General features: G+C 73.8%; 17 protein-coding genes. 7 read left to right on the forward strand and 10 right to left on the reverse strand.

The annotated features are described in order from the left end of the window. The first annotated feature begins 56 nt into the window (after positions 1-56). Positions 57-821: an AraC family transcriptional regulator gene (locus H291_RS0120975; protein WP_020016992.1), complete on the forward strand. Its 765-nt coding sequence runs from the start codon at positions 57-59 to the stop codon at positions 819-821. A 175-nt stretch (positions 822-996) separates the two neighbouring features. On the opposite strand, the gene H291_RS0120980 is transcribed toward H291_RS0120975, so the two are convergent. Both H291_RS0120980 and H291_RS0120985 read right to left on the reverse strand, forming a co-directional pair. Then, positions 997-1,788 (reverse strand): ABC transporter permease, encoded by a 792-nt coding sequence (locus H291_RS0120980; protein ID WP_020016993.1) that lies wholly within the window; start codon positions 1,786-1,788, stop codon positions 997-999. Then, positions 1,785-2,789 carry a daunorubicin resistance protein DrrA family ABC transporter ATP-binding protein gene (locus H291_RS0120985; RefSeq protein ID WP_020016994.1) on the reverse strand — a complete coding sequence of 335 codons (1,005 nt, stop codon included), beginning with the start codon at positions 2,787-2,789 and terminating at the stop codon, positions 1,785-1,787. The genes H291_RS0120980 and H291_RS0120985 overlap by 4 nt, the downstream gene beginning before the upstream one ends. Positions 2,790-2,879: 90 nt before the next feature. Between H291_RS0120985 and H291_RS0120990 the strand changes: the two genes are divergently transcribed. The 3 genes from H291_RS0120990 to H291_RS0121000 all read left to right on the forward strand — a co-directional run bounded on the left by H291_RS0120990 (position 2,880) and on the right by H291_RS0121000 (position 6,261). Then, positions 2,880-3,644: a TetR/AcrR family transcriptional regulator gene (locus tag H291_RS0120990; RefSeq protein ID WP_020016995.1), complete on the forward strand. Its 765-nt coding sequence runs from the start codon at positions 2,880-2,882 to the stop codon at positions 3,642-3,644. A 282-nt stretch (positions 3,645-3,926) separates the two neighbouring features. Further along, a complete protein-coding gene (locus H291_RS0120995; RefSeq protein WP_020016996.1) occupies positions 3,927-5,234 on the forward strand; it encodes a Glu/Leu/Phe/Val family dehydrogenase in 1,308 nt (435 codons plus the stop codon). A gap of 85 nt (positions 5,235-5,319) precedes the next feature. Continuing rightward, complete coding sequence (locus tag H291_RS0121000; protein WP_026365973.1) at positions 5,320-6,261, forward strand: methyltransferase; 942 nt, start codon at positions 5,320-5,322, stop codon at positions 6,259-6,261. Positions 6,262-6,462: 201 nt separating this feature from the next. On the opposite strand, the gene hemQ is transcribed toward H291_RS0121000, so the two are convergent. The 3 genes from hemQ to H291_RS0121015 all read right to left on the reverse strand — a co-directional run bounded on the left by hemQ (position 6,463) and on the right by H291_RS0121015 (position 9,423). After that, a complete protein-coding gene (gene hemQ, locus H291_RS0121005; protein WP_020016998.1) occupies positions 6,463-7,212 on the reverse strand; it encodes a hydrogen peroxide-dependent heme synthase in 750 nt (249 codons plus the stop codon). A 39-nt stretch (positions 7,213-7,251) separates the two neighbouring features. Further along, on the reverse strand, positions 7,252-8,406 hold the full coding sequence (locus H291_RS0121010; RefSeq protein WP_020016999.1) for a ferrochelatase: 1,155 nt from the start codon (positions 8,404-8,406) through the stop codon (positions 7,252-7,254). A 138-nt stretch (positions 8,407-8,544) separates the two neighbouring features. After that, positions 8,545-9,423: a LysR family transcriptional regulator gene (locus H291_RS0121015; RefSeq protein ID WP_020017000.1), complete on the reverse strand. Its 879-nt coding sequence runs from the start codon at positions 9,421-9,423 to the stop codon at positions 8,545-8,547. A gap of 73 nt (positions 9,424-9,496) precedes the next feature. Here H291_RS0121015 and H291_RS0121020 point away from each other — a divergent pair, with 73 nt between their 5' ends. Next, positions 9,497-10,828, forward strand: coding sequence for an MFS transporter (locus tag H291_RS0121020; protein ID WP_020017001.1), 1,332 nt, complete (start codon positions 9,497-9,499; stop codon positions 10,826-10,828). Positions 10,829-10,967: 139 nt separating this feature from the next. Here the strand turns inward: H291_RS0121020 and H291_RS0121025 are convergent, their stop codons facing one another. Continuing rightward, entirely contained in the window at positions 10,968-12,119 is a 1,152-nt protein-coding gene (locus tag H291_RS0121025) for a glycerate kinase (RefSeq protein WP_020017002.1), read from the reverse strand. 26 nt (positions 12,120-12,145) lie between these two features. After that, on the reverse strand, positions 12,146-13,264 hold the full coding sequence (gene ald, locus H291_RS0121030; RefSeq protein WP_020017003.1) for an alanine dehydrogenase: 1,119 nt from the start codon (positions 13,262-13,264) through the stop codon (positions 12,146-12,148). 86 nt (positions 13,265-13,350) lie between these two features. Between ald and H291_RS0121035 the strand changes: the two genes are divergently transcribed. Then, entirely contained in the window at positions 13,351-14,250 is a 900-nt protein-coding gene (locus H291_RS0121035; protein ID WP_020017004.1) for a LysR substrate-binding domain-containing protein, read from the forward strand. A 40-nt stretch (positions 14,251-14,290) separates the two neighbouring features. Here H291_RS0121035 and H291_RS0121040 read toward each other — a convergent pair whose 3' ends face one another. Beyond that, positions 14,291-14,758 (reverse strand): MarR family winged helix-turn-helix transcriptional regulator, encoded by a 468-nt coding sequence (locus H291_RS0121040; protein ID WP_026365974.1) that lies wholly within the window; start codon positions 14,756-14,758, stop codon positions 14,291-14,293. Between the two features lie 136 nt (positions 14,759-14,894). Beyond that, positions 14,895-15,656: an isoprenyl transferase gene (locus H291_RS0121045; protein ID WP_020017006.1), complete on the reverse strand. Its 762-nt coding sequence runs from the start codon at positions 15,654-15,656 to the stop codon at positions 14,895-14,897. 297 nt (positions 15,657-15,953) lie between these two features. Here H291_RS0121045 and trhA point away from each other — a divergent pair, with 297 nt between their 5' ends. Beyond that, positions 15,954-16,712: a PAQR family membrane homeostasis protein TrhA gene (trhA, locus tag H291_RS0121050; RefSeq protein ID WP_020017007.1), complete on the forward strand. Its 759-nt coding sequence runs from the start codon at positions 15,954-15,956 to the stop codon at positions 16,710-16,712. On the opposite strand, the gene H291_RS0121055 is transcribed toward trhA, so the two are convergent. Continuing rightward, on the reverse strand, positions 16,688-17,806 hold the full coding sequence (locus H291_RS0121055) for a nucleoside hydrolase (protein ID WP_020017008.1): 1,119 nt from the start codon (positions 17,804-17,806) through the stop codon (positions 16,688-16,690). The two genes, trhA and H291_RS0121055, sit on opposite strands and share 25 nt — an antisense overlap. Positions 17,807-17,844: the final 38 nt, after the last annotated feature.

Below are 17,844 nucleotides of genomic sequence, written 5' to 3' on the forward strand. Positions count from 1 at the left end.
GTTTCGGCCAAGAGCCTGCGCGGACGGCCGTCGCCGCCGCGTAGCATCGGGACCCGATGAGCACCCCGCCGAACGGCGCCGCTCGGCCCGAGGCGCGGGCCCTGCTGGCCGCCCTGCACCCCGCCATGGTCGCGCTGATGGACGAGCTGTCCGGCGTCATGTTCTGCGCCAAGGACGCCGACGGCCGGTACGTGCTGGTGAACCAGGTGTTCGTCGGGCGTACGCGGGAGCGGTCGCGCCGGGACGTGATCGGCAAGCGCGCCGTCGACCTGTTCGTCCCCGAGCTCGCCGAGCGCTACGAGAGCCAGGACGAGCTGGTCCGCACCACCGACAAGCCGCTCCGCGGCGAGCTGGAGCTGATCCGGCACGTGGGCGGCGCGCCGGGCTGGTTCCTCACCTCCAAGCTCCCCCTGCACGACGAGTCGGGCGCGTACGTGGGGCTGGTGTCCGTGTCGCAGGACCTGCGCTCCGGCGATGCCGACGACGCGACCATCCAGGCCATGGCCCGGCTGCGCGGGCAGATCGAGGACCTGCTGGAGCGCGGCGAGGTGCCGTCCGTGGCGGACCTCGCCGCGCTGGCCGGGTCGGCGCCCGCGTCGCTGGACCGGCGGGTGCGCCGGGTGTTCGGCCTCTCGCCGCGGCAGCTCGTGCTGCGGCTGCGGGTCGACCGGGCGGCGCACCTGCTCACCTCCAGCACGGTGCCGCTGGCCGACGTCGCCACCGCCGCGGGGTTCTACGACCAGCCGTCGTTCACGCGCACGTTCGCGCGACTGACGGGCGAGACGCCGTCGTCGTTCCGGAGCCGGTCCAGGAGAGCCTGAGCCGGAGGTGCAGCGCAGGGTGGGGGCCGAGGAACGAGGCACCCGCCCGGAGCGGAACCGCAGGCTCAGGCTCCCGACAACGGAGCCTGAGCCGGAGGTGCAGCGCAGGGTGGGGGCCGAGGAACGAGGCACCCGCCCGGAGCGGAACCGCAGGCTCAGGCTCCCGACAACGGAGTCAGCGGGACAGCCGCCGGTAGGCCCGCGCCGTCAGCGGCAGGAACACCACGGTCAGGACGGCGGGCCACAGCACCGCGAGCAGCAGGGCGTGGTCGGCCAGCACTCCCCCGGTGATCCCGGTCGGGTTGCCGAACAGCTCGCGGCAGGCGGCCGCCGTCGCGCTGATCGGGTTCCACTGCGCGAGGAACGCGAGCCACCCGGGCATGGACTCGGGCGCGACCAGCACGTTGGACAGGAACCCGAGGGGCCACACCAGCACCTGGACCGCCGTCACCCCGCCCTCGCCACGGAACGCGAGCCCGAGGAACACCCCGAGCACCAGCATCGCGAACCGCAGCCAGAGCAGCAGCACGACGCCGAGCACGGTGGCGGCCACGCTGCCGGACGCGCTCCACCCGATGAGCAGGCCGCCCACCATGAGCACCGCGAGCTCGGCCGCGGAGTTCATCAGGTCGGCGCCGGCCCGGCCGAGCGGGACGGCGGCACCGCTGATGGGCAGCGAGCGGAACCGGTCGGTGACGCCCTTCTTCGAGTCGTTCGCGATGGCGCTCATCGTGGCCTCGATGCCGAACATCATGGAGAGCGCGAAGATCCCCGGCATCAGGTACGCGAGGTAGTCCCCGCCGCCGGGCAGGCTGATCGCGCCGCCCAGGAGGTAGCCGAAGACCAGCACCAGCATGACCGAGAACGCGATCCCGAAGACGGGGGTCCACGGCTCGCGCTGCCAGTGCTTGAGGTCGCGCAGCGTGATCACCCAGCTCTGGCGCAGGGTGGCGGCGACGGCGTTCATCGGAGGGCTCCTTCGGTGTCGTCGGCCGGGGCGGCCGTTCCGGGTGCGTCGGTTCCGGGAGCACCGGCTCCGGCGCCGTCCTTGGCCGTGAGGTGCAGGAACACCTCGTCCAGGGTCGGGCGGCGCAACAGCAGGTCGTCGACCTCCAGGCCGGCGGCGTCCAGCGCCCGGACGACGGCGGTCAGCGTCGCCGCCCCGCCGTCCTGCCCGGCCTCGACCGTGACCTGCCGCAGCTCGGCGTCGGCCCGGCCGCCGAGCACGGCGGCGAGCCGGTCCAGGTCCGCGTGCGCGGGCGCAGTCACCAGCACCCGGTCGCCGCCGAGGCGGCGCTTGAGCTGCTGCGCCGAACCCTCGGCGACCACGCGGCCGGCGTCCATCACGGTGATCCGGTCGGCGAGCTGGTCCGCCTCGTCGAGGTACTGGGTGGTGAGCAGCACGGTGGTGCCGGCGTCCACGATCTGCCGCACCGTCTGCCAGACCTCGTTGCGCGCCCGGGGGTCCAGCCCCGTGGTGGGCTCGTCGAGGAACAGCAGGGCCGGGCGGCGGATGAGCCCGGCGGCGATGTCGAGCCGGCGGCGCATGCCGCCGGAGTACGTGGACACCTTGCGGTCGGCGGCATCCCGCAGGCCGAAGGTGCCGAGCAGCTCGTCCGCCCGCTCGGCCGCGGCGGACTTCGACAGGCCGTAGAGGCGGCCGAACATCACGAGGTTCTCGCGGCCGAACAGGATCTCGTCGAGCGCGGCGTGCTGGCCGACCAGCCCGACGGACGCGCGGACCGCCGCGGGCTCGCGGCGCACGTCGCGGCCGGCGACGCGGACCTCCCCCTCCTCGCAACGGGTGAGGGTGGCGAAGGTGTTGACGGCGGTGCTCTTGCCGGCCCCGTTGGGTCCGAGCAGCGCGTGCACGGCCCCGGGTTCGATCTCGAGGTCGAACCCGTCCAGGGCGTGGGTGTCGCCGTACCGCTTGCGCAGTCCACGGGCGACCAGGGGTGGGACGGACACGATGTCTCCTTTTCCGTACGGCGTACGACTAACGGCTCGCCCAGCGTAGCATCCATTCCGTACGGCGTACGAGAAAGTTACGGTGGACCCATGTCGGACCACCCGGACCCAGTCCTCCGCCTCCTGTGGCGCTACGACGACGGCGCGGCGTCCGCGCCCCGGCGCGGGCGCAAGCAGCGGCTGAGCGTCGACGACGTCGTCGACGCGGGGATCCGGATCGCCGACCGCGACGGCCTGCCCGGCCTGTCGATGCGGCTGCTCGCCTCCGAGCTCGGCCTCGGCGCGATGAGCCTGTACACGTACGTGCCCGGCCGGGACGAGCTCGTCGCGCTGATGGTGGACCGGGCGCTCGGCCGCCGGAAGCTGCCCGCGATGCCCGACGGCGTGCGCGACCGGATGGCGCTCGTCGCCCGCGTCCACTACGAGGCATGCCAGCAGCACCCCTGGCTGCTCGAGGTCTCGGGCCTGCGCGCGTGGGTCGGCCCCGGTGCGTCAGACCTCTACGAGTGGCAGCTCTCCGCGATCGAGGGCGTCGGGCTCGACGACATCGAGATGGACCAGACGGTGGCCCTCCTCATCGGCTTCGCCAGCAGCGTGGCGCAGGCGCAGGAGCGGATCCGCGCCGAGGAGCGCTCGTCGGGGATGACCCAGGCCGACTGGTGGGCCGCGAACGCCGACGAGCTCGGCGTCGTCATGGCCGGGCGCGAGTACCCGCTCGCCGGGCGCGTGGGCGCGGCCGCGGGCGAGGCGTACCAGGCCGCCACGGACCCCGCCCGGGAGATGGAGTTCGGCCTGGCGCGCATCCTCGACGGGCTCGTCGCCCACATCGAGCAGAAGCGGGGCACCCCGGCCTGACGGCTTCACCACCGGTGGAGCGGCCACCTACCCGACCGGCGTACCCTGGCTGCGTCCAAGGGCGTCCGCACGGGCGCCCTTCTCCCCTGCGCTTGGCGGCTTACGGAACGCTGATTCCCAAGCAATGGCACTTTCACCGGAAAATCATCGGCTAACACCCCACGGCCGAGCACATTCGCCCATCGAAGCGATACGGTGAGACCGAGGCGCAAACCCCGCGCCGCGCAACCCGCGCCCCCGCCCCCACGAAGCGGGAGGCGCCGTTCTCCACGGAGGACCCACGTGACGACGACAACGACGTCCACCACCACACCACCGCCCACCTTCGCGCCGTCCGACACGCCCGCGGAGGGCTCCGCCCTGGCGACCGCGCACGCGCAGCTCGCCACGGCGGCCGAGATCCTCGGCTACGACGAGGGCCTGCACCGCATGCTCGCGACCCCGCGCCGCGAGATCCACGTGGCGGTGCCGCTCCGGCGCGACACGGGCGAGACCGTCCTGTTCCACGGCTTCCGCGTGCAGCACAACGTGAGCCTGGGCCCGGGCAAGGGTGGCCTGCGCTACCACCCCTCCGTCGACGTCGACGAGGTGCGGGCGCTGGCGATGTGGATGACCTGGAAGTGTGCGGTGGTCAACCTGCCGTACGGCGGCGCCAAGGGCGGCGTCGCCATCGACCCGCGCGGCTACTCGCAGGCCGAGCTGGAGCGCGTGACCCGGCGGTACACGTCGGAGATCATGCCGATGATCGGCCCCGACACCGACATCATGGCCCCCGACATGGGCACCGACGCCCAGACGATGGCGTGGGTCATGGACACCTACTCGGTCAACCGCGGGTACACGATCCCCGCCGTCGTGACGGGCAAGCCGCTCGCCGTCGGCGGCTCGCTGGGCCGCGGCACGGCGACGTCGGCCGGCATCGTGCACGTCACGGGCGCCGCGCTCGCCGAGGCGGGCGTGGGCCTGAGCGACGTGTCCGTCGCCATCCAGGGCTTCGGGAAGGTCGGCTCGCACGCCGCGGAGATCTTCGCCGCGCGCGGCTCGCGCGTCGTCGCCGTCAGCGACCAGTACGGCGGCATCCGGAACGACGTCGGCCTCGACGTCCCCCTGCTCATGGACCACGTGCGGCGCACGGGCTCGGTCGTCGGGTTCGACGACGCCGACCCGATCACCAACACCGAGCTGCTCGGGCTCACCGTCGACGTACTGGTCCCGGCCGCGATCGAGGGCGTGCTCGACGAGCTCACCGCCGGTTCGGTCAAGGCCCGCTGGGTGGTCGAGGGCGCCAACGGCCCGACGACGGCAGCCGGCGACGCGATCCTCGCGAAGAACGGCATCACCGTGGTCCCCGACGTCCTCGCGAACGCGGGCGGCGTCGTCGTCTCGTACTTCGAGTGGGTCCAGGCCAACCAGACCTACTGGTGGACCGAGCAGGAGATCGCCGACAAGCTCGAGTACCGCATGACCACGGCGTACGCCGAGGTGTCCGCCCTCGCCCAGCGCGAGGCGCTGTCCCTGCGCGACGCCGCGCTCGTGATCGGCGTCAAGCGCGTCGCCGAGGCGCACCAGATCAGGGGCCTGTACCCCTGATCCTGGCCCTCGCCAGCGCACGTGTCAGACCCCCAGGTCACCCCGGTGACCTGGGGGTCTGACACGTCTCGCCTAGGCTTGTGGCGTGGAGCAACTCGTCGCGCGACTGCGCGCAGCCGGCTGTGTGTTCGCGGAGGACGAGGCGCGGATCCTCGTCGAGGCCGCCACGTCGGACGACGTCACCGACGACGCCCGGCTGGAGGCCCTGGTCGCGGCGCGCGTCGACGGGCTGCCGCTGGAGCACCTCGTGGGCTGGGCCGAGCTCGACGGTCGGCGCTGGGGCGTGGCGCCGGGTGTCTTCGTGCCGCGGCAGCGATCCGAGCTGCTGGTCCGGGAGGCGGCGGCGCGGGCGCTGTCCCTGGCTGCTGCCGTGGGGGCCGGCGCTTCCGCTGGTGCTCTGCCTGGTGCGGCGAGCGAGGCTCTGTCCGGCGCCGAGGCCGGACCGGTCCTGCTCGTCGACCTGTGCTGCGGCTGCGGCGCGCTCGGCGGGGCGGTCGCGGCACGGCTGCTGGCGGCGGGGCACGACGTCGAGCTGCACGCCGCCGACGTCGACCCCGTGGCCGTGACCTGCGCGCACGAGAACCTGGAGGCGCTGGCGGCGGAGGCGTTCGCCGCTCGCGCGGCGGGGGCAGACCGGGCCCAGCCGCCCGGCCGGCTCAGCGCGCAGACGTACACCGGCGACCTCGGCGCTCCCCTGCCCGCCGAGGCCTGGGGCCGCGTCGACGTCCTGGTCGCGAACGCGCCGTACGTGCCGACCGAGGCGATCGGCATGATGCCGCCCGAGGCCCGCGAGCACGAGCCGCACGCCGCGCTCGACGGCGGGGACGACGGCCTGGCGATCCTGCGCCGCGTGATCGACCTGGCCCCGGCGCTGCTGCGCCCCGGCGGGCACCTGCTCGTCGAGACGGGCGAGGCCCAGGTGGGCGCCGCCGTCGGGCACCTGGAGGCGGCTGGTCTGGTCCCGACAGTCCTGACGGACGACGACCTGGGCGCCACGGCCCTGGTGGGAACCGCACCGCTCACCTGACCCCGCCCGCCGGAGCCCCGCCCGCCAACCGGACCCCTGAGTGCTGATCAACTTCGAGGCCTAAGTTTCTTCGCTTTGGGCCGGTTCAAAGCGAAGAAACTTAGGCCTCAAGGGTGATGTCCTACTCGCGGGGAGCCGACGGGAGCCAGCCGTTGGTCTGGCACCTGTGACCGGGGCGAATCCGGGCGGCTCGCCGAGCCGTCAGCTCAGGGGCTGGCGGTCCGCCCAGTCGGCCAGGGTCGTGCGCGGGCCCGTGAAGAACGGGATCTCGTCGCGCACGTGCCGGCGGGCCTCCGTGGCGCGCAGGTCGCGCATCAGGTCGACGATGCGGTGCAGCTCGTCGGCCTCGAACGCGAGGATCCACTCGTAGTCGCCGAGCGCGAACGCCGAGACGGTGTTGGCCCGGACGTCCTTGTAGGGCGCGGCCGCCATCCCGTGATCGCGCAGCATGGTGCGGCGCTCCTCGTCGGGCAGCAGGTACCAGTCGTAGGACCGCACGAACGGGTAGACCGACAGGTAGTCGCGCGGCGCCTCGCCGGCGAGGAACGCGGGCACATGGCCGCGGTTGAACTCGGCCGGGCGGTGCAGCGCGGCGACCGACCACACGGGCTCCAGGGAGCGGCCCAGCTCGGACGCGCGCAGCCGCTGGTAGGCGCCCTGCACGGCCTCGATCGACGGGCCGTGGGTCCAGAGCATGAGGTCGGCGTCGGAGCGCAGGCCGCCCACGTCGTACCAGCCGCGGACGACGAGGTCGCCCTCGGTCGCGGCCGGGTCGGCGCCGCCGCCGACGGCTGACTCGGCCTCGGCCACGACGGCCTTGCGCTCGTCGGCGTCGGCCGGGAGCGTCTCGGTCACGGAGAAGACCGAGAACATCGTGTAGCGGATGCCCTCGTTGATCGCGGCGGTGTCGATCTCGGCACCGGTGTCCCCGTGCACGTGCGTGTCGTTCATGTCTGCCTCTCAGTCAGGGGTGCGGGCGGGCCGCGGACCTCAGGAGCTCAGGTCCGTGCTGCACAGCGCCGGGATGCCGCTCGGCTCGCCGTCCCGCCGCAGGCAGCAACCAGGTGCACAGACGGAACGCAGGGCCGGGAGCGACCCCACGGTCGCCTCGGTCACCGGCTCGTCGCGGGCCAGGGCCGCCCGCTCCAGGAGCAGGTCGACGAGCCCGCGGACGAACGGCTCCCGCGTGCCGACGGTACCGGCTCGCACGGCGGTGATGCCGAGGTCCTTGGCCGTGGCCAGCGCCTCGGTGTCGAGGTCGTAGGCGACCTCCATGTGGTCGGAGATGAAGCCGATCGGCGACAGCACCACGTCGCGGACGCCCTCGCCCGCGAGGGCCTCCAGGTGGTCGTTGACGTCCGGCTCCAGCCACGGCTGGCTGGGCGGGCCGGAGCGCGAGCAGTACGCCAGGTCCCAGGGCACCTCGTGCCCGAGCCGCTCGGCCGCCTGCGCCGCCACGACCCGCGCGAGGTCCAGGTGCTGCTCGGAGTAGGTCGCGTGCGAGATGCGCGACGCCGCCTCCATGGTGTCCGGGATCGAGTGCGTGACGAAGACGAGCTTCGCGGCCGCACCGGAGCCGCCGTTCGCCTCGAGCTCGGCGTACGCCTCGACGACGGCGTCGACGTTCGCCTGCGCGAAGCCCGGGTGGTTGAAGTACGAGCGCACCTTGTCGAACTGCACGCCCGTCGACCCGTCGGGGCCGAGCTGCCCGCGCTTGTCCAGCGTGATCGCGAGGTCCTCGCGGTACTGGCGGCAGCCGGAGTACGAGGAGTACGCGCTGGTCACGAGCGCGACGGCGCGCTTGGCCCCCAGCTCCTCCAGCTCGTCGACGGCGTCGGTGGTGTACGGCGCCCAGTTGCGGTTGCCCCACACGACCGGGAGGTCCAGGCCGCGGGCGGCGAGCTCGGCCTCGAGCGCCGCCTTCAGCGCGAGGTTCTGCTCGTTGATGGGGCTCTTGCCGCCGAACCCGTAGTAGTGCTCGCCCACCTCTTCGAGCCGCTCGTCCGGGATGCCCTTGCCCGCGGTGACGTTGCGCAGGAACGGCACCACGTCCTCGGGCTTGTTCGGGCCACCGAAGGAGTAGAGCAGGAGGGCGTCGTACGGCGCGGCGTCGTGCGCCGCAGGCCGGGGGGAATTCGCGGGCATGCGCACATCCTTCCACCGTCGGGCGGAGGGGACCGACCGGAGAGGGCCGAACGGGACGTGACATCGAACCGACGCCCTGTCAGAACCTCTCCGGTGTCAGACGTACAGGTCCCGGGAGTGATCTGTACGTCTGACACGTCAGAGGCGGGCGTGGGTGTTGCCCTCCCGCAGGCGCTCGCGCAGGCCCGGCAGGGTGTCCAGCAGGATCTGCGGCGCCGGGCTGCGGGTCACCATCGAGAGCGTGATGCGCCCGCGGGCCGGCGCGGGCACGGTGCGGTCGCCGGGCGCGGCGTACCAGCGCGCCACCATGTCGGGGATGACGACGGCGCAGCGCCGCTCCCGCGCGGTCCGGACGGCGGCCTCCGCCGTGGCGCCGGGGCGCGCCTGCGCGCCGAGCTCGGTGAGCCGCCGGTGCAGCGCGTCGGCGCTGAGGTCGAGCGGGCAGTAGACGACGGTCTGCCCCGTGTAGGGGCGCCGCCCGGTGCCGGGTGCGGGGGCGCCCGCGGGCAGGAGCGTGACCAGGTCGTGCCGCCCGACCTCCGTGACCACGAGGCCGCGCGGGATCGGGACCTGCCGGGCGATGCCCGTGAACGCGGCGTCCAGCGCACCCCGCTCCACCCGCTCCAGCAGCTTGGGTCCGTGGTCCACCTCTGGCTGCACCACGACGTCGTCGAGCAGCACGTCGAGCGCCGCGAACAGGGTGCCCGCGAGGCTCGGGAACGCCCCGACGGAAACCGTGCGCGACTGCGCCGCCGACAGCGTGCGCTCGACGATCGACCCCAGGTGGTCCAGCACGTGCGCGGCCTGGTCGCAGAACTCGCGGCCGGCCGCCGTCGGCCGCGCGCCCGTGGTGTCGCGGTCGAAGAGGCTGGTGCCCACGCGCCGCTCCAGCGCGGCCAGCCGCTGGCTGGCCGACGGCTGGCTGACCAGCAGCTCGCGGGCGGCGGCGCCGAGCGAACCGTGCCGCGCGACGGCCTCGACCAGCCGGAGGTCCTCGACCGTGGGATATGGGCTCATAGCGTGAGCCTATGCCTGCTCATGCGAACCGGCCGTCTACCGGTGGGCAGCGGGGCGGCCGCAGGATGGCGGCGTGCGCAATCCTCACCTCGTCACGCTGACCGCGACGACCTTCGTCACCTGGACCGGCCAGCGCATCACCGCCGTCGCGCTGCCGCTGGTCGCGCTCGACCAGACGGGCGACGCCTGGACCACCGGGCTCGTCGGCGGGTTCGCCGGCCTCCCGCTGCTCACCTCCGGGTGGTGGGGCCGACGGCTGCGTGGGCGCCTGGTCTCGGGGCGCGCGCTGGCCGCGGTGCTCGCGGTCCAGGTCCTCGGGCTCGCGCTCGTCCCGGTCGCGGCGGCGACGATCGGCGTCGGCGCTGTGGTGCTGTGCGCGACGGGCCTGGTCACGGGGGCGACGTCGGCCCTGCTCTCGCCGGCGCAGCGGGCGCTGACCGCGGACCTGGCCGAACTGCCCGGCAACGGGCCCGGCGTCGGCGCGAAGGCGCTGGCCTGGCAGGACCTCGCGCACCGCGCCTCGATGATCTTCGCGCCCGCGCTCGGAGCGTGGCTGCTGGTGGCCTGGGGCGCGGAGCCGCTGCTGTGGTGGGAGGCGGCCGGGGTCGGGCTGGCCGCAGCGGCGATGCTCACGGTGCCTGCGGCCCGCGCGGCGGTCGAGGCGGATGTGTCGCGGGTCGAGGCGGATGCCTCGCGGGTCGAGCTTGCCGAGACCGCACCAGGTCTCGACAAGCTCGAGCGGCGATCGCCGGGCGACCAGCGGGAGGGTGGCGAGGAGCAGGCTCCCGCCCTGCGTTGCGTGCTGCGCGGCGAGCCGGAGCTGGCCGTCGGCCTGGCGCTGGCGGGCGTCGGCGGCGTCACGTGGTTCGCGTTCGCGCTGGGCCTGGCCCTGCTCGGCGTCGAGCTGGACCGCCCGGGCGAGCTGATCGCCGCGGGCATGGCGGGGTACGGCGTCGCGACCGTCGGCGTCTCGTTCGTGGTGCCGCTGGTGGTGCACCGGGTTCCGCGGATCCCGGCGATCGTGGCCTCGTGGGTGGTGTTCGGGCTCGCGTACCTGGCGCTGCCGGTGGCCGCGCCCGAGCTGCTCGCCGTCGGCGTCGTCTCGGCCGTGGGCGGCCTGGCCATGCCGTTCGGCATCGCGGCGCTCAACACGCTGATCGTGGAGCGGACCACGGGCGCGGCCCGGCGGACGGCGTTCACCGCGGAGACCGTGCTGCACGCGGGCGGCGCCTCGCTCGGGCTGCTGGCCGGCGGCGCGCTGATCGGCGCGTTCGGGGCAGGACCGGTGCTCGTGGTCACGGGCGGGTTCCAGGTGCTGGCGTCCGCGGCGGCGGTGATCTGGCTGCGGACGCGCCGGTCAACGACCCGCGTGCCGGCCCCGGCCGCGGCGTCCGACCTGGCCTGACGGTTACGGCGAGGCGGGCAGCCAGCCCGAGCGTTCGGCAGTTGGCATCGAGATCGGCTCAGGCCTGAGCCGATCTCGATGCCAACTGCCGAGTCCGCGGGGCAAACTGCCGACGCCAGCGCCCAGCCCAGCCCAGCACCTACCCGCGGCTCGCCCCCACCAGGCTCGTCACCGCGGCGGCCAGGTCGCGCAGCCGGGACGCGGTGCGGGAGATCAGGTCGTCCAGCTCGACCGGCCCGGGCGCGATCGAGAACGCGGCGGCGATGCCCGCTGCCCGCGCCTGTGCCTCGGGCAGCAGCACCTGACCCGCCAGCACGACGACGGGCGGCCGTGTGGGCGACGCCGCGGCCAGCCGCGCGACGCCGTCGGCCACCTTGCCGTTCACGGACTGGGAGTCGAACGACCCCTCCCCCGTGATCACCAGGTCGGCGTCCTCGAGCGCCGCAGGCAGGCCCACGGCGTCGGCGACCAGGACGGCGCCAGGGGTGGTCTCGGCGCCCAGCACCGCGATCAGCCCGGCGGGCACGCCGCCGGCGGCACCCGCGCCGGGGACCTCGGCGACGGCCACACCGGTCTCCCGTTCCAGCAGGTCGGCCCAGTGCCGCAGGGCGCCGTCGAGGAACTCGGCCTCGCCGTCGCGCGCGCCCTTCTGCGGGCCGAACACCTGCGCGGCGCCGTGCTCGCCGACCAGGGGGTTGGTCACGTCGACGGCGAGCCGCCAGCGCACCTCGCGCGCCCGCGGGTGCAGCCCGGTCAGGTCGAGGGACGCGACGGAGGCGAGCCCCTCGCCGCCGTCGGGCACCTGGTTGCCGTCGGCGTCGAGCAGGCGGGCGCCGAGGCCGGTCAGGATCCCGGCGCCGCCGTCGGTCGATGCGGATCCACCCAGGCAGACGAGGAGCTCGGTGACGCCCGCGTCGAGCGCTGCGCGGGCGAGGTCGCCGGTGCCGCGGGTGCTCGCGTGCAGCGGCTGCAGGGGCACGTCGGAGACGCCGGGCAGGCCGCTGGCCTCGGCGAGCTCGACGACGGCGGTGCGCCCGTCGGGCGACATCGCCCAGCGGGCCGACGCCGGCCGCCCGATCGCGTCGACGGTCTCGGTCACGTGCGCGGCGCCGCCCCAGACGGCGAGCAGCGCGTCGAGGGTGCCCTCGCCGCCGTCGGCCATGGGCAGGCGTGTGACGACGGCCCCGGGGGCGGCGTCCGAGACTCCCTCGGCGATCGCGGACGCGACCTCGGACGCGGACAGGCTGCCCTTGAACGAGTCTGGGCAGACGACGATGTGCAGCGGCTCCACGCGCCGATCGTAGGCCGTCGCGGCGCTCAGGCCGCCAGGATCTCGGCCACCGGGACCGACTCGGTCCCGAACGCCTCGGCCACCCCGGCGTTGGTGATGTGCCCCGCGTGCGTGCTCAGGCCGCGAGCCAGGGCCTCGTCGGCCCGCAGCGCCTCGCGCCAGCCGTGGTCCGCGAGGGCCACCACGTAGGGCAGGGTCGCGTTGGTCAGCGCGCGGGTCGACGTCGCGGGGACCGCGCCGGGCATGTTCGCCACGCAGTAGTAGAGGGTGTCGTGCACGGCGAAGGTCGGGGCGTCGTGGGTCGTGGGGCGCGAGTGCTCGAAGCAGCCGCCCTGGTCGATGGCGATGTCGACGAGCACGGCGCCGTGCTTCATCGTCTTGACCATGGCGTCGGTGACGAGCTTGGGCGCGGCGGCGCCGGGGATCAGCACCGACCCGATGACGAGGTCGGCGGACGCGACCTGGTCGGCCACCTCGTACGTCGTCGAGACGCGGGTGCCCACCGCGCCGCCGAACCGCGCCTCGATGCGGCGCAGGGCTGGCAGGGAGACGTCGAGCACGGTCACGTCGGCACCCATGCCGAGCGCGTTCGCGGCCGCGTGCTCGCCGGCCACGCCGCCGCCGATCACCACGACCCGGGCCCGCGGCGTGCCGGGCACCCCGCCCATGAGCACTCCCGTGCCGCCCTGCGGCCGCATCAGGTGGTAGGCCCCGACCTGCGCGGACAGGCGTCCGGCGACCTCGCTCATCGGGCTGAGCAGCGGGAGCGAGCGGTCGGCGAGCTGGACCGTCTCGTAGGCGATGGCGGTGGTGCCCGCCGCGAGGAGCGCCTCGGTGCAGGGCGCGGACGCCGCGAGGTGCAGGTAGGTGAAGAGCGTCTGGTCCGGCCGCACGAGCGTGTACTCGGGCTCGATGGGCTCCTTGACCTTGACGAGGAGGTCGGCCGCGGCCCAGACCTCGTCGGCCGTGTCGATCGTGCGCGCGCCGGCGAGCCGGTAGGCGTCGTCCTCGAAGCCAGAACCCCGCCCGGCGCCCGCCTGCACCAGCACGTCGTGGCCGCGACGGACCAGCTCGTGCGCACCGGCGGGCGTGAGCGCGACCCGGTGCTCGTTGTTCTTGATCTCGGTAGGAACGCCTATGTTCATGGTTCGACGGTAAGCACCGTCCGGTGTGCGGGTCCAGACCACGTTTCTGAATAGAATGTTCGGCGAACCTGCACAAGGATGTGCCCATGCTCAACCCCTGGCGCCTGCGCCTCCTGCACCAGCTGCACCTGCTCGGCACGGTGCGCGCCGTCGCCGACGCGACCCACCTGAGCCCCTCCAGCGTCTCGCAGCAGCTCTCCACGCTGGAGACGGAGGTGAAGGCGCAGCTCTTCGAGCGGGTCGGACGGCGCATCCGGCTCACGCCCGCCGGGGTCGCCCTCGCGGGTCACGCCGCCCAGATCCTGGACCGCATCGCGGCCGCCGAGGCCGACATCGCGGACCTGCACTCGGAGCCCACCGGGGTGGTGCGGCTGTCGGCGTTCACGAGCGCGTTCCACGGGATCGTGGTCCCGGCCGTCGCGGCCCTCACCGAGCAGCACCCGCGGATCCAGGTGCAGCTCACGGAGGCGGAACCGCAGGTCAGCCGGGGTGCGCTCCAGCGCGGCGAGGTGGACGTGGCCATCTGCGCGGACTTCCCCGACGCCCCGGTGCCGCCCGACGCCGACCTGGCGCGCCTCCCCCTGACGGGTGACCGGGTGGTGCTCGTGACGGCGCGGGACACGGCGGTCGGCGAGCGCTCGGGCCGGGTGGACCTGACCAGCCTCGCGGGCGAGCCCTGGGCGTTCGAGCACCCCGGCGCGCACCTGGCCGACCTGGCCGAACGCCTCTGCCGGCGGGCCGGGTTCACGCCCAGGGCGGTGGCCCGGTTCGAGAGCCACGGCACGCTGCTGAGCCACGTCGAGGCCGGCCTGTCGATCACGCTGCTGCCGCTGCTCGCGGTGCACGACCGCTACGCCGTGCGCACCCTGGACCTCGTGGACCCGCCCCGGCGCGACATCCACCTCGTGGCGCGCCGCACCACGATGGACCGGGCGGCGGTACGCATCGTGGTGGAGGCGCTGCGAGGTCAGGCGCGTTCGGCCTGATCAGCGGCCCGCTCGGGGCCGCTCAGAAGCAGGGGGAGCCTCAGAAGTCGTCGATGTCCGCCTGCGCCCCGCGCAGCGCGTCCGCGAGCTGACGCAGGTGGTCCAGGTCCTCGGCGTCCAGTGCGGGACCCACGTAGTGGGCGATGGAGCGGACGTGCCGGCGGCCGAGCTCCTTCTGCGTCGCCGTGCCCTCCGGCGTGAGGCTGACCAGCACGCCCCGGCCGTCGTCGGGCGACGGGTGGCGGCGCACCAGGCCGCGCTTCTCGAGCCGCTCCACCATGCGCGACAACGAGGACTGCGCCATCAGGATGTTCTCGTTGAGCTCCCGCAGCCGGAGCGTCTCGCCGGGGGCGAGCGCCAGCGTGAACAGCACGTCGTACTCGCGCATGCTCAGGTCGCCCCAGATGTCGTCCGCCAGCAGCCGGCGCATCACCGTCACCTGAGCGCGAAACAACGACTCCCACGCCTCGGCGGCCTCCCGCGCCGAGGGCACCCGTCGCTCGGTCATCAGCGTGCCCACCTTGTCATCTTCGGCACGCTACCTGACTGAACTTTCAGTCACCTACCTGGGCGCGTGGTGGCGAATTTCACCATGCGAATTCATGGCTCGCCAGCGGTTCCGGGCCGTTCGTGAGGAGCGGGGCTCAGCGCCCGAGGCGGCGCTCCCGCAGAGAGAAGTCGCGCAGCGCGCGCAAGAAGTCGACACGCCGGAACGCGGGCCAGTAGGCCTCGCAGAAGTAGAACTCCGTGTGCTGGCTCTGCCACATCAGGAAGCCGCCGATGCGCTGCTCGCCGGAGGTCCGGATGACCAGCTCCGGGTCGGGCTGCCCCTTCGTGTACAGGTGCTCCGCGATGTGCTCGACGTCGATCGACTCCGCGAGGTCCGCGAGCGTGGCGCCGTCCTTGGCGCGCTCCGTGAGGTAGGAGCGCACGGCGTCGGCGATCTCGGTGCGGCCGCCGTACCCGATGGCCACGTTGACCTGCAGGCCCTTGACGCCGGCGGTGCGGTCGGCGGCGGCCCGCAGGGCGGCGGCCAGCCGCGCGGGGAGCAGGTCGAGCCGCCCGATGACGCGCAGGCGCCACCGGCCCGACTCGGCGAGGTCCGTCACGGCGTCCTCGATGATGTCCAGCAGGTTGCTCAGCTCGTCGGCCGACCGGCTCAGGTTGTCCGTGGAGAGCATCCACAGCGTGACGACCTCGATGCCGAGGGAGTCGGCCCAGCCCAGGAACTCGGTGATCTTGTCGGCGCCGCGGCGGTGCCCGGTGGCCGCCGTCTCGCCGAACGACTTCGCCCAGCGGCGGTTGCCGTCGAGCATGACGCCGATGTGCCGGGGCAGTGTGGCGCCGTGCAGGGCGAACGCGAGGCGTCGCTCGTAGAGGCGGTACAGCGGGCTGGGCAGGCGCACGGATACCTCAGGGATTCGGGGCCGTCGGCCCGCTGTGCGCGGTCCGGACGGCAGCTCTGACGCTGGGCTCTGCACCCGGCAGGACGTGGACAAAGGTACCCCTCGAACACGCACGTTCCCGCCGCCCAGCGGCGTTCCGGGGCTCCGGGCGGGCGACTCCCGCCAACCCGGCGCAGGATCTTCACAAGGCCCCTGTCAGGCAGCCCGAGCCCTAACCTACGCTAGAGTAAGTTACGCGACCGTAGGTTGTGCCCCGGCACCCGGAGGGGCACCGGTCGCCGACGGTGAGGAGTGCACGTGGTCGCAGGAGCAGACGGGCCCGACCGTCCGGCCAGCCGCCTGGACGAGGTCACCCACAAGGTCTCGGAGACGCTGCAGGACATCTCCACCTCGGTGTCCTCGACCGTCGAGAAGGTCGAGAAGAAGGTCAAGCCCCGCCTGCGCGGCTGGATCCACGCCGGCACCTTCCCGCTCGCCCTCGCGGCCGGCATCGTGCTGATCGCCCTGGCCCCGACCGTGCCCGGCAAGGTCTCGGCGTCCGTGTTCGCCCTCAGCGCCTGCCTGCTCTTCGGCGTCTCCGCGGTCTACCACCGCGGCAACTGGTCCCCCCGGACCGAGGCGGTGCTGCGCCGCCTCGACCACACCAACATCTTCCTGATCATCGCCGGTACCTACACGCCGCTCGCGGTGATGCTGCTGCCCCGCGACCAGGGCACGATCCTGCTCGCGCTCGTGTGGAGCGGCGCGCTGCTCGGGCTGCTCGCCCGGATCTTCTGGCTGAACGCGCCCCGCTGGGTCTACGTGCCGGTCTACCTCGCCCTCGGCTGGGTCGCGGTCGCCTACATGGGCCAGTTCTGGGCCACCGGTGGCCCCGCCGTCGTCTGGCTCATCGCAGCGGGCGGTGTCTTCTACACGGCCGGCGCCATCGTCTACGGCACCAAGAAGCCCGACCCCAACCCGGCCTGGTTCGGCTTCCACGAGATCTTCCACGTGTGCACCGTGCTCGGGTTCGCGTGCCACGTGGTCGCGATCTACCTGGCCAACCTCGCCGTCTGAGGGCCCTCGAGCCCGTCGAGGAACAGCTCCTCGAAGAGCGCGCCGTCCGCCGTCGTGCCCACCCGCTGGGGCGTCCCGCCGGGAACGCTCACCGTGCGGCCCGACGACGGACCGTCCAGCACCACGTCGACCGGGCGCACCCGGTAGTCCACGCCCTGCCCGGTCACGAGCGACACGGCCGCCAGGGCGTCCCACCAGAACATGACCCCCTGCCCGATCAGCTCGGGCATGCCCGGCTGGGTCACGATGGCGTGCACCGTGCGGGCCTCGTAGCTCGTGCCCTGCGCCCCCAGGAGGTCCACGAAGGCCGGCGTGATCGGTGCGTGGTTGGTCGCGTCCAGCCCCACCACGCTCACGCGGGCCCGGGGCACGGTGGCGAGCACGTGGTCGGCCGCGACCGGGTCGATCCACATGTTCACCTCCTGGGTGTTGTCGAACCCGCCGGTCGTGGAGCCGAACAGGTTACCGCCCACGTCGAACGCCCCGCCCATGACCACGACGCGGCCCAGCCGGTCGCGGAGCGTGCGGGGGCTCATCCGGTCTAGCGCGGCGGACACGTTGCTCAGCGGCCCCGTGGCCAGCACGGTCACCGGGGTCCGTGAGGTCTTGACGGTCCGGGAGATCAGCTCGGCCGCCGACGTCGGACCGGGTACGTCCGGCGTGTCCGCGTCGCCGAGCGCGCCCGACAGCACCTGCTCGAACAGCACGCGCGCCTCGGGCGGCGGCTCGTTGACCCAGTCCGGGGAACCGTCCGCGACCGGCACGTCGGCCAGGCCGCAGCCGGCCAGGATGGTGCGCGCGTGGGTGAGCGACCGGCCCGGCGTGCCGACGCCGTTGTTCACCACGGTGACGGCGCGCAGGTCGATCAGCCCCTGCTTGTCGGCCTGGCACAGGTAGAGCAGGGTCGCGGCGTCGTCGAAGTCCAGGTCGGAGTCGTAGACGACGGGTACGGGCCGGTACCCCGCGGCGCCGTCCGCCCCGCCGGGCTGCCCGACGGCGGCGGCCGGCGTCACCGTGGCACCCGCCACGCCCAGGGCGAGCGCCGCCGACGCGAGTGCACGAACGCTCGACGAGAACCTGCGGCCGACCACCATGACTCGCTCCCTCCGACGACGGATGGAGCCATGGTGCT

The organism is Promicromonospora sukumoe 327MFSha3.1 (genome assembly GCF_000385135.1).
Classification (GTDB): domain Bacteria; phylum Actinomycetota; class Actinomycetes; order Actinomycetales; family Cellulomonadaceae; genus Promicromonospora; species Promicromonospora sukumoe_B.

Excerpts from the sequence above, each read along its gene's own strand:
- H291_RS0121040 (WP_026365974.1), bottom strand. The coding sequence starts at position 14,758 with ATGACCGAGCGACGGGTGCCCTCGGCGCGGGAGGCCGCCGAGGCGTGG.
- hemQ (WP_020016998.1), bottom strand. The coding sequence starts at position 7,212 with ATGAACGACACGCACGTGCACGGGGACACCGGTGCCGAGATCGACACC.
- H291_RS0120980 (WP_020016993.1), bottom strand. The coding sequence starts at position 1,788 with ATGAACGCCGTCGCCGCCACCCTGCGCCAGAGCTGGGTGATCACGCTG.
- H291_RS0121035 (WP_020017004.1), top strand. The coding sequence starts at position 13,351 with ATGCTCAACCCCTGGCGCCTGCGCCTCCTGCACCAGCTGCACCTGCTC.
- H291_RS0120975 (WP_020016992.1), top strand. The coding sequence starts at position 57 with ATGAGCACCCCGCCGAACGGCGCCGCTCGGCCCGAGGCGCGGGCCCTG.
- H291_RS0121015 (WP_020017000.1), bottom strand. The coding sequence starts at position 9,423 with ATGAGCCCATATCCCACGGTCGAGGACCTCCGGCTGGTCGAGGCCGTC.
- H291_RS0121010 (WP_020016999.1), bottom strand. The coding sequence starts at position 8,406 with ATGCCCGCGAATTCCCCCCGGCCTGCGGCGCACGACGCCGCGCCGTAC.
- H291_RS0121055 (WP_020017008.1), bottom strand. The coding sequence starts at position 17,806 with ATGGTGGTCGGCCGCAGGTTCTCGTCGAGCGTTCGTGCACTCGCGTCG.
- H291_RS0120990 (WP_020016995.1), top strand. The coding sequence starts at position 2,880 with ATGTCGGACCACCCGGACCCAGTCCTCCGCCTCCTGTGGCGCTACGAC.
- ald (WP_020017003.1), bottom strand. The coding sequence starts at position 13,264 with ATGAACATAGGCGTTCCTACCGAGATCAAGAACAACGAGCACCGGGTC.